This window comes from Ewingella sp. S1.OA.A_B6 (genome assembly GCF_049889095.1).
In the GTDB taxonomy this organism is placed as follows: Bacteria; Pseudomonadota; Gammaproteobacteria; order Enterobacterales; family Enterobacteriaceae; genus Ewingella.
In genome coordinates, this window is the sequence record NZ_JBLJFK010000023.1 from 1 (window position 1) to 9,919 (window position 9,919).

7 protein-coding genes and 8 pseudogenes are annotated in these 9,919 nt (G+C 48.7%); 12 read left to right on the forward strand and 3 right to left on the reverse strand.

The genetic code is table 11. The features are described from left to right. The 5 genes and pseudogenes from ACMV8I_RS21110 to ACMV8I_RS21130 form a co-directional block, all read left to right on the forward strand. On the forward strand, nucleotides 1-784 hold a 784-nt coding region (locus tag ACMV8I_RS21110), incomplete at its 5' end, for a VENN motif pre-toxin domain-containing protein (RefSeq protein WP_498867122.1). Between the two features lie 6 nt (nucleotides 785-790). Further along, nucleotides 791-1,177: a hypothetical protein gene (locus ACMV8I_RS21115; protein ID WP_498867123.1), complete on the forward strand. Its 387-nt coding sequence runs from the start codon at nucleotides 791-793 to the stop codon at nucleotides 1,175-1,177. 382 nt (nucleotides 1,178-1,559) lie between these two features. Continuing rightward, nucleotides 1,560-1,682, forward strand: a pseudogene (locus ACMV8I_RS21120) (VENN motif pre-toxin domain-containing protein); the annotation flags it as partial. Between the two features lie 474 nt (nucleotides 1,683-2,156). Then, nucleotides 2,157-2,477: pseudogene (locus ACMV8I_RS21125) on the forward strand (hypothetical protein); the annotation flags it as partial. A 5-nt stretch (nucleotides 2,478-2,482) separates the two neighbouring features. Further along, complete coding sequence (locus tag ACMV8I_RS21130) at nucleotides 2,483-2,857, forward strand: CDI toxin immunity protein (protein ID WP_498867124.1); 375 nt, start codon at nucleotides 2,483-2,485, stop codon at nucleotides 2,855-2,857. Between the two features lie 58 nt (nucleotides 2,858-2,915). Here ACMV8I_RS21130 and ACMV8I_RS21135 read toward each other — a convergent pair. Both ACMV8I_RS21135 and ACMV8I_RS21140 read right to left on the reverse strand, forming a co-directional pair. Further along, nucleotides 2,916-3,260: pseudogene (locus ACMV8I_RS21135) on the reverse strand (SymE family type I addiction module toxin). Continuing rightward, nucleotides 3,257-3,478: pseudogene (locus tag ACMV8I_RS21140) on the reverse strand (SymE family type I addiction module toxin). Before ACMV8I_RS21140 ends, ACMV8I_RS21135 begins: the two co-directional pseudogenes overlap by 4 nt. A gap of 49 nt (nucleotides 3,479-3,527) precedes the next feature. On the opposite strand from ACMV8I_RS21140, the pseudogene ACMV8I_RS21145 reads away from it, so the two are divergent. From ACMV8I_RS21145 to imm40, 5 genes and pseudogenes are all read left to right on the forward strand, one after another. Then, nucleotides 3,528-3,797: pseudogene (locus tag ACMV8I_RS21145) on the forward strand (P-loop NTPase family protein); the annotation flags it as partial. A gap of 776 nt (nucleotides 3,798-4,573) precedes the next feature. Further along, nucleotides 4,574-5,035, forward strand: a complete 462-nt coding sequence (locus tag ACMV8I_RS21150; RefSeq protein ID WP_498867125.1) for an immunity 42 family protein — start codon at nucleotides 4,574-4,576, stop codon at nucleotides 5,033-5,035. An 81-nt stretch (nucleotides 5,036-5,116) separates the two neighbouring features. Next, a pseudogene (locus tag ACMV8I_RS21155) lies at nucleotides 5,117-5,440 on the forward strand (hypothetical protein); the annotation flags it as partial. A gap of 25 nt (nucleotides 5,441-5,465) precedes the next feature. Continuing rightward, entirely contained in the window at nucleotides 5,466-6,104 is a 639-nt protein-coding gene (locus ACMV8I_RS21160) for a hypothetical protein (RefSeq protein WP_498867126.1), read from the forward strand. Between the two features lie 8 nt (nucleotides 6,105-6,112). After that, complete coding sequence (gene imm40, locus ACMV8I_RS21165) at nucleotides 6,113-6,415, forward strand: Imm40 family immunity protein (RefSeq protein WP_498867127.1); 303 nt, start codon at nucleotides 6,113-6,115, stop codon at nucleotides 6,413-6,415. Between the two features lie 42 nt (nucleotides 6,416-6,457). On the opposite strand, the gene ACMV8I_RS21170 is transcribed toward imm40, so the two are convergent. Beyond that, nucleotides 6,458-6,589: a SymE family type I addiction module toxin gene (locus tag ACMV8I_RS21170; protein ID WP_498867128.1), complete on the reverse strand. Its 132-nt coding sequence runs from the start codon at nucleotides 6,587-6,589 to the stop codon at nucleotides 6,458-6,460. Nucleotides 6,590-6,776: 187 nt separating this feature from the next. On the opposite strand from ACMV8I_RS21170, the pseudogene ACMV8I_RS21175 reads away from it, so the two are divergent. Together ACMV8I_RS21175 and ACMV8I_RS21180 are read left to right on the forward strand one after the other, a co-directional pair. Further along, a pseudogene (locus ACMV8I_RS21175) lies at nucleotides 6,777-9,410 on the forward strand (hemagglutinin repeat-containing protein); the annotation flags it as partial. A gap of 226 nt (nucleotides 9,411-9,636) precedes the next feature. Then, nucleotides 9,637-9,919, forward strand: a pseudogene (locus tag ACMV8I_RS21180) (DUF4258 domain-containing protein); the annotation flags it as partial.

The following is a 9,919-nucleotide window of genomic DNA, read 5'->3' on the forward strand; positions in this document are numbered from 1 at the left end:
GGCGGGCGAGTATATTGCCCAGCAGATGTATCCGGGGGTTGATCGGGAGAATTTGAGCGAAGAGCAGCGTCAGACCATCAGTGCGCTGTCGACGCTGGCGGCGGGTCTTGCCGGTGGGTTGGCGGGAAACAGCTCGGCAGATACGGTAGCGGGTGCGCAGGCGGGTAAGAATGCGGCGGAAAACAACAACCTTTTATTACCAAGGCCTGTCCTAGTACCCGTTCCGGGGCTGCCGTTGAGCCCAGGCGATAAAGTTGTTTGGGATGCCAACAATAAGATGGCCTCGGAGCTGGATAAAGCTCTGAAAGACTCAGGAACCGAGGACGATACGCCGTCAATTACTGACGGTCAGTCAATCGTTGACGGGCGTGATGAGGCTGCTAAATCACGCGATCCGAATGTGGCGAAGGATCTAACTGATGCGGGCAAAGCCGAGCTTGGTGGAACGGGTTCGGGTACGCCGGGCGGTTGGGGGCCTGAAGATGAAGAGAATGCGCGAAGTGGTGAACAAAAAACTACCGTTGATGACCTGATGTCTTCATCGTCAAAAGGCCAAAAAACTACAGGGAGATCAAAACTCTTTGAAAGAACGGGGGGCAGTGATGCTGCTAATAAAGAATTTGATTCATTAACGCCGACAGAAATTAAAGATATTCCAGGCGGACGAGTTGGTAAACTTCCTGATGGTCGAACAGTTATTGTGAGAGAACGTAGCACTGATGGTAGGCCAACATTAGAAATCCAGTCAGGTAAGAGTAGAATGAAATTTAGATATGATGAGTGATGATATATGACTGAAAAACTAGTGAATATTGTTTGTGAAGAACATAGCTTACAGCATGACCAGTTAGTTGATTTTAGATATTTATCTGGAGTCCTTGAGCTGGTTTTAGCCTCAAGTCATGCAGATAAAACTAACAAAACCCGCGTTGTATTTGACTGGGTACATTCTTTTCGTGTCACTGATGAAGGTGACTTGTTAAAAATGCAAGATGAACTGAATGGTCAGATGTTGAAAGGAGTTTACACAATCGAAGGATCTCATTATTTAACATGGTTTAATCAGCAAAGTGCCAATATCCATGAAGGAGACTCCATCGCTCATTACCTCATCGTTACAGGTGAGGACGTTATTGATGTTCTGTCTTCAGTTAGTCCAACAATAGTATCTTGCTGATGAACAATAATCCCGGCTCTCGAGCCGGGATTATACTTTGTAGTCTTAGTCCCCAACCTTGGCCCTAATGACCAAACCCCCGTTCTCAGCCGTAATACTCACCGGCTGACCGGTACTAAATTTCAGTTCTTAGCCCTAATCGTCAGCTGTGTGCTGGGCCTGTCGTCGTTGGTGCGATAACTAACGAGCCTAGTGCAAAGCGATTACTACTGAGCTATTCAAAGCATTTAATCGAACGTGCCACGACGGTTATCACAGTGATGAAACAACGAGTTACCAACGTTTTAAGATCCCTTTATACTGCTGATTTTGTCATTCTTGCTCTTTAACATCGTGGGGGGAACTCAGTGCTCACATTGTTCTGAGCGGCGTACAGGCGGCGCAAACCATCAGTGCGCTGTCGACGCTGGCGGCGGGTCTTGCCGGTGGGTTGACGGGAGACAGCTCGGCAGATACGGTGGCGGGTGCGCAGGCTGGGCAAAACGCAGCGACGAATAATAACCTTGCTATTGTTCGTACCGGCGCGGCGGCTTGTGCAGAAATTCCTGCTTGTCGTGATAACGTCATTAAAATAGGGCTGGGCGCTTTAGTGGGTGCAGGCGTTGCCACTTCTGCCATGGAACAGCTATCCGCCCCTCAGAAAACCAATGTGATGTTGGCAGCAATGTCGGGTGATAAGACTCTCATCGACAACCTTTCCTCCTCAGAGAGAACGGCTTATGAGGAGTGGAAGGGAAATCAAGGGTTGATCACTGTCTTCCCGGCGGGAGAAAAAGATCTGACGGGTGGTAAGCTTGAAAACCCGGCTCAGGAGCAGAATAAGGGAACAACGCTAGTTACACCGGATCAGTCAGGTGAACAGGGTGCGAGCAATACCGGTAATACGGACGGTAAGGCGGATACGGGCGGGAATACGACGGTTACGCCGATAGCAGAGCAAAATTCGGATGATCTGGCTTATACTCAATCAGAAAATCGAATTGAAACAACTCTGAAACCCGAAAAAAATTGGGAAAGTGCTAGAAATAAAGCATTAGATATTGTGGGTAACTTGGGTGCCGATTCTAAACCTGTTATTGGTCGGTTAGAGGTCAGCGCAGGGAATGGAAAGGTAATCGGACGACAATCGGATGATGGTAAGATAGGTTGGCGTGTTGATTATGATCCTGAAAAAGGAACCCACATTAACGTATGGGATTATTCTCAAGGTAAAGGGCCAGGAAAAGCAATAAAGCAGGTTATACCATTTGAGGGTAATGAAAAAGCCTTTGAGACAATATTGAAGCAGCTAAATAGGTAGAGTAGATGACTTTATTTGAAGAGTGTAAAGAAGCACTTAGCTCTGATTTTAATATAGTCGATGACGAGGCTAAGAAGGATGCTGTTGATATTTTGAATGGATATCCTTTTTTGGATGGGAATATTGTTTGGGCGAAACTTCAATGCTCGGATTATGAGGATATCAATGAGCTATTGAAGGCAATCTATATAAAAAATGATGATGTATTCGTTTTTGTAGATGACATGGCTATTCCTGTTTTTAGGACAAAGTTGACTTTAATAGCTGAAAATATTTATGACGTTACAGCTCTATCGCCGAAATTATTTATTTTTAATAACGAAATTATATTGCAACCCCTATTTCCAACTGAAATAATCCGTTTAGGTACAAAGAGTTAATTAACGACAAGTAAAACCCCGTCCTCGGTGGCGGGATTTTACTTTATAAATTAGCTTGTTAAGGGATTAGTATCCCTTCTTCCTGCCGCCGCAGCCGAATAACTCCCGGCGCGGCGGTGACTTCCAGTTGTTCGCTATCGGTGATACCGGACTCAGTGAGCCAGTCGCCGCCGATAATCAGTTCCCCGTTATCCCGTACCCAATCCGCCCCTAAATCGTGGCAGTTCAGGCTGGCTTCGCAGAGTTCATTCCAGGTAGCATCATCGGTGACAAGGGTCAGCCACTGGCCATCTTGTCTTAACGTTGGCTAAATGGGTGCGCCGGTCGTAAAACCGAGTTTGGTAAGCTGGTTGCCTTCAATCGTCAGCTGCGGGATAGGTTGCGGTGTGTAGGTGATGTTCATGCGCTGCCCTCCGTGGTTGGCGCAGTGCGGATAATCAACTGGCCCTGCTCGGTGATAATAGTGACCGGCTGCCTCGTGATAAATCCCATATTTTACAGAAAGTTACCATTAATCGTTAGCTGTGGGCTAGGGTTGGACTTACCGCCGTTGGGGCGATAACCGACGGTGTAAAGGCGGGCTTGGGGGGCGGGTTCTGACGTAGAATCGCGTTCAGTCATGATCAACTCCTGTTTAGTTGGTGGTGACGAGCGGCGGTAATGGGGTGCAACCCGTTATCTGGCGGCGAAGTCGCGCAAACTGGATAAGCCGCTGGCGGTGCTTATCCAGTCATCATCTGCGGCGGGTAAATCGTCGCTGATGGACGCGGTTCTCGGCCTGATGCCGGAAGAAGAGCGTATCCAGTACAACGCCATGACCGGCCAGAGCCTGTATTACCTTGGTGAAACCAGCCTTCAGCATAAAATCCTGGCTATCTCGGAGGAGGAAGGCGTGCGGCAGGCGGCGTATGCGCTGAAGCTGTTGCAGTCGGACGGTGATTGTGCAGAAATTCCTGCTTGTCGTGATAACGTCATTAAAATAGGGCTGGGCGCTTTAGTGGGCGCAGGCGTTGCCACTTCTGCCATGGAACAGCTTTCCGACCCTCAGAAAACTAATGTGATGTTGGCAGCAATGTCGGGTGATAAGACTCTCATCGACAACCTTTCCTCCTCAGAGAGAACGGCTTATGAGGAGTGGAAGGGAAATCAAGGGTTGATCACTGTCTTCCCGGCGGGAGAAAAAGATCCAACTGGTGGTAAGCTTGAAAACCCGGCTCAGGATCAGAATAAGGGAACCATGCTGGTTACACCGGATCAGTCAGGTGAACAGGGTGCGAACAATACCGGCAATACGGACGGTAAGGCGGATACGGGCGGGAATACCACGACAACGCCGATTGCAGAGCAAAATTCGGATGATTTAGCTTATCTGGCTGAGGGAAGGGATGATAGATTACCAATTCCGGAGCCTACTGTAGCGAGTAACGGGTTGAAAATTGGGTCAAACTCTAAACATACTCCAGGAGCACAAGGATTTAGGCCAGATGCAGGTATTGAACCTCAAGATTCATTGAGGCTTTTTGAGCAATCAATTCCGAGTACAAAACAATACCCAAACAAAGAAGTGAGATTTTCTGTAGATAGCAAAGGCAATGTGCATCGTCTTACAGGGACCAATGGTGAGTATCACTGGAATGGTAGCACTGGTGATAAAAATGCTCTTACAAGTGATCAAATACCGAGTTCAATTCAAAAACAGTTAGGAGTCAGAATAAAATGATTTATGGCGATCCATTCTATTTTGCACTTCAGTTCGATGTTGTCGAATCTTGGAGCCCCCCCGATGGTATGTGGAAAAATGGACTTTTTTCTTTATATGTTGATGGTAAAAAATTATTTGATGTTATTGATGTCTTTGAATTAAAAACTACGTTTGGTTTCTATTTAAAAGCACCAATTGGTGATCTTAATGTAAATGACTTAAACATTGATTCGATCGCTCTTTACGAGAATGCGAGGGATTATTTCATCGGCGATGGTGAAGAACTGATTGATGGTTTATTTGATATGACATGTACTCCGATGGAAGATAACGGCTGTTATTTATACTTTATAAAAACCAGTTTTGGCGATCGGTTGGTATGGAGTGCAGATAATGGAGTGAAAATTAATGAGATCAAGCTTCCCTCAGGAACAATATACAATGTAATTAATGAGTTACGTTCTTACCATTTGTAAGTAACTCCCGTGATCCGGGTTTTACTTTTTAGCCTTGCAAGTTGAGTTCGGTTGTAAATTCCCGGTTTTCGAGCTACTAAACAGACACAGAACGTCGATGAACTGAGTCGCGACGTGGAGCACGCCAACCAGACCCTCTCCCCTATTTTTGATAAAGAGAAAGAGCAGACCCGGCTGAAGGAAGCGCAGCTGATAGGAGAGATAGGGACGCAGGCGATGGATATCGCGCGGACGCAGGGTAAGATTATTGCGACGAAGGCCGCCAATGATAAGATGGCCACGGCCAACGATGCGGACCGTCAGACGGCGAAAGCGCAGTGGAAGAAAGCCAATCCGGGCGAAACGCCGACAGACAAGCAAGTTAACGAGCAGGTTTACAGCAACTTCTATAATCAGGCGTTTAGTGGGTGCAGGCGTTGCCACTTCTGCCATGGAACAGCTATCCGACCCTCAGAAAACCAATGTGATGTTGGCAGCAATGTCGGGTGATAAGACTCTCATCGACAACCTTTCCTCCTCAGAGAGAACGGCTTATGAGGAGTGGAAGGGCAACCAAGGTCTGATCACAGTCTTCCCTGCGGGAGAAAAAGATCTGACGGGTGGTAAGCTTGAAAACCCAGCTCAGGAGCAGAATAAGGGAACCACGCTGGTTACACCGGATCAGTCAGGTGAGCAAAAGGGAGTTATTACGATAACGCCTGAAAGCCAAGGTAACAAAAGCGATGGCGTATATATTAATCCAAGACCTGCCCAACCTGATTCGAGTGGGTCAACCTACATATCTGAATCAGGTAAAGAGATTAATGCTGAGAGCTTCTTTGACGATGCAAAATACACTGATAAGGTGAAACAACAAGCATCGTCAGGCGATTACCATTCATTCCCTGAATCTGTTGATGGGCATTCTGGGCAAGGTATTGTTACCGAAATTACTGGTGGGGATGGTATTAAACGTTTGAAACTAGAAATTTCAGGCAATTATAGGGGAAGTGAGGGAGTATTCGAATATATTCGAAATCCCGATGGTTCAATTAACCATCGGCTCTTTGTTCCTAATAAAAATAAGTGAGAAATTATATGATTAGCCAGATATTAGAGCTATATGCGCGCTGTGGGCAGAGCTTATCAGCGAATGGGCTTGATGAGGCTGTTCTCCCACTGGCGGAAACAGAGCATGCACTTAAGCTTTTTGCAGAAAAAGGTTGGCTCATATTAGGTGGTGATGTTTACCAGTGTAATCAGACTGGGGAAATGGATAACTTTTATGCTGATTGGTTCTGTAGTTCAACGAATCCCCTTGATAGTATTGATTTTGCAAAGAATCATTTAAGTAAGTTAGTTGGTGATAACTTATTTGTATCATTTACTATAAAAAACTAGTAAAAGAACCCCAGCCAAGGCTGGGGTTCTTGCTTCTGAAGATCAGTCGCCAATCACCGTCCTGATAACCAGACAGCCATTCTCAGCTGTCACTATCACCGGCTGGCCGGTACTAAACCCGAACTCCTCCAGCCACTTACCTTTAATCGTCAGTTGTAGGTTGGGCCTGTCGATAACTAACGGGCCTAGTGCACAGTGATTGCTTCTGAGCTATTCAAAGCATTTAATCGAACGTGCCACGACGGATATCACAATTATAAAACAACGAGTTACTAACGTTTTAAGATCCTTTTATACTGCTGATTTTGTCATCTTTGTTCTTTAACATCGTAAGGCAAACTCAGTGCTCACATTGTTCTGCGCGGCGCAGGCGACGTCTCTGGCTGAAGCGGGTGGCAGTGAAGGCAGCATGATAGGCGTCAACCTCTCTTACGGCAGCCAGTCGTCGACATCAACGCAGACCAGCACGCAGGAGCAGAGCCAGGGAAGTACGTTGACAGCAGGTAACAACCTGACGATAAATGCCACCGATACGGACATTAACGTTGAGGGCAGCCAGCTGCAGGCCGGGAAAGATGTGGGTCTGAGTGCGGCGCGGGACATTAATCTTTTCTCCGGGCTGAACAGCCAGACGCTTGAAGGCAAAAATGAAAGTCACGGTGCGTCGGTAGGCGTGGGGATTAACTTCGGTCAGGGTGCGAATGGCCTGTCGCTGAACGCCAGCGTGAATAAAGGCAAAGGCAGCGAAAGCGGCAACGGCACCAGCCATAACGAAACCACAGTCAACGCTGGGAATAATCTGACCATCAACAGTGGCCGGGATACCACGTTGACCGGCGCGCAGGCCAATGGCGAGAAAGTGACGATGGACGTTGGTCGCAACCTGACGTTGACCAGCGAGCAGGACAGCGACAACTACGACTCAAAACAGCAGAATGCCAGCGCAGGCGGCAGTGTGAGCATGGGCGGCGGCGGCGGTTCGGTGAACCTGAGCCGGGACAAGATGCACAGCACCTACGACAGCGTGCAGGAGCAGACCGGCCTGTTCGCCGGCGCGGGTGGCTTTGATATTACGGTCGGTGAGCACACCCAGCTCAACGGTGCGGTTATCGGCTCAACGGCGGATGCCAGCCTGAACAAGCTCAACACCGGCACGTTAGGGTTCAGCGATATCAAAAACAGCGCCGAATATGAAGTCGAACATCAAAGCGTTGGGATTAGCTCGGGTGGAAACATCGGCGGGCAGTTCGTGGGGAATATGGCCAACGGCCTGCTGGTGGGCGTTAACGGCAGCGGAAGTGACAGTTCCACGACTAAATCAGCGGTGTCGGAAGGCACGATAACTATTCGCGATAAAGACAACCAGAAGCAAGACGTGGACGAACTGAGCCGCGACGTCGAGCACGCCAACCAGACTCTCTCCCCGATATTTGATAAGGAGAAGGAGCAAAACCGGCTGAAGGAAGCGCAGCTGATTGGGGAAATTGGCAGTCAGGCAATGGATATCGCCAGGACGCAGGGGAAAATCGAGGCGACGAAGGCTGGCAAGGCAGAGCTTGAGAAACACGGCGTTCAGCAGCCGGGTAAAGATGCGACGAAGGAAGAGCGAGCGGCCTATGATAAAGCCCTGACGGAAACGGCAGGTTATAAAACAGCGCAGCAGAAATGGGGCACGGGGAGCGCCATTCAGCAGGGATTACAGGCCGCGACGGCAGCGGTGCAGGGCTTAGCGGGCGGCGACATGGCGAAAGCGTTGGCGGGAGCCAGTGCGCCGTATCTGGCTGAAGTGATCCACAATATGACCACCGACCCGGTGACGGGCAAGGTGAACAGCGAAGCCAATCTGATGGCGCACGCGGTATTGGGTGCGGTTATCTCGCAGGTGAACGGCAACGGCGCGTTGGCCGGTGCATCGGGTGCGGTGGTGGGCGAGTATATTGCCCAGCAGATGTATCCGGGGGTTGATCGGGATAAGCTGAGCGAAGATCAGCGCCAGACCATCAGTGCGCTGTCGACGCTGGCGGCGGGTCTTGCCGGTGGGTTGACGGGAGACAGCTCGGCAGATACGGTAGCGGGTGCGCAGGCGGGTAAGAATGCGGTGGAGAATAACTTCCTCAGTTCGAAAGAAGCCCGACAGCTTGATAAAGAGATGCAGGACTGTAAGGCATCGGGCGGTGACTGCGGCAAAGTTGCTGAGAAGTACATTGAAATCAGCAACGCAAACAGTAAGGTACTGGCCGAAGCCTGTACAGGCGGCGGGGTTGCTTGTGTCACCTGGGAAGAAATAATACAGGGCAGCACGAACGTGGCAAATGACGCCCACTCGTCACAGTTCCGGCTGGATGAAAAACTGAAAGATCCGGATGCAGCAGCGCTGGTTAATTACCTCAATGGAACCGATCTTCAATTCCTGCAAGAAAATATTACAACGGGCGATCGGGTGCTTGATGTCGTTACCAGTCCATCGTCATGGCCGGTATTGGTCATGGGAGGGAAAGCGCTCGTTACCAATACAGTCACCAATGGAAAAGAGTTGTTAATTGCAGCAGGGGCATCAGCAACCGGGAGTGCCGTTATTCAATATGGTGTGCATGGAGAGGTGAAACTGTCGGATGTGATCGGTGCCGGAGTTATCGGCGCGATTACGGCGGGTAAAGGCTATAACCCAACGGTGACATGGAATGCGGCCGGAGGATATTACCAAGCTGAACTTAAAGGTGACGATCCGTTCTTAGGGGCACTTCTGAGTAAGGCGGGGGCAGCGACGGGTTATGCTGCCGGTAACATACTTAAAGTTCCAGCGGATAAGATACTCAATCCAGTATCGAAACAGTACGAATGGATTCCGACAGGCGTCTGGACGATAACCAAACCAGCACCACAAAATTCTTTACCTTCAATCTTAGGTAATGCGGGGAACGCCGCCGCTTCTGGAGGATTTACAGAAGGGATGAATGAAGCGCTGAAAAGCAAAGAGGGGGGCAATGATGAATAGCAGATATAGATCCTTTGTTGCTTTAATTTATTTATGCTCAGTCCTTTTTATTGCACTGTTTATTATCACAATGTCATTCAGTCTACTTGGTTACTGGACTGGTGGCGGAAAGGACATACTCTCTTTTTTCGCTGATAAATTGTTTAGCTATTTTAAAGTGGGACTTTCAGGGGTATTGATAGGTTTTATTTTATGGTTTTTTTACTATCGAAAGATTTAAGTTGATGTGGAGAATAATGCGCTGAGCGATATAGCTCAGGCACAGTTTGAAGGCAAGACGCTGGAGCAGAAGGCCGGTGAGTACGTTGAGGCGGAAAACGAGCGTTATAAGAAAGAAAACTGCAGTGGGTTGAGTGCAGAGGCCTGCTCAGTGAAAATGTATACGGAACGGCGTGAAGCGTTGAAAGATACCCTTTCAGCAGGCGCTGATTTTGTGCCGGTCGTTGGCGATATCAAGGGTTTTGTGGAAGCACAGAGCGCGATAGATTATCTGGCAGCAGCGATGGGTA

What these genes read in the sequence shown, in the direction of transcription:
- imm40 (WP_498867127.1), top strand. Translation starts at nt 6,113, where the DNA reads ATGATTAGCCAGATATTAGAGCTATATGCGCGCTGTGGGCAGAGCTTA.
- ACMV8I_RS21160 (WP_498867126.1), top strand. Translation starts at nt 5,466, where the DNA reads ATGGAACAGCTATCCGACCCTCAGAAAACCAATGTGATGTTGGCAGCA.
- ACMV8I_RS21130 (WP_498867124.1), top strand. Translation starts at nt 2,483, where the DNA reads ATGACTTTATTTGAAGAGTGTAAAGAAGCACTTAGCTCTGATTTTAAT.
- ACMV8I_RS21150 (WP_498867125.1), top strand. Translation starts at nt 4,574, where the DNA reads ATGATTTATGGCGATCCATTCTATTTTGCACTTCAGTTCGATGTTGTC.
- ACMV8I_RS21115 (WP_498867123.1), top strand. Translation starts at nt 791, where the DNA reads ATGACTGAAAAACTAGTGAATATTGTTTGTGAAGAACATAGCTTACAG.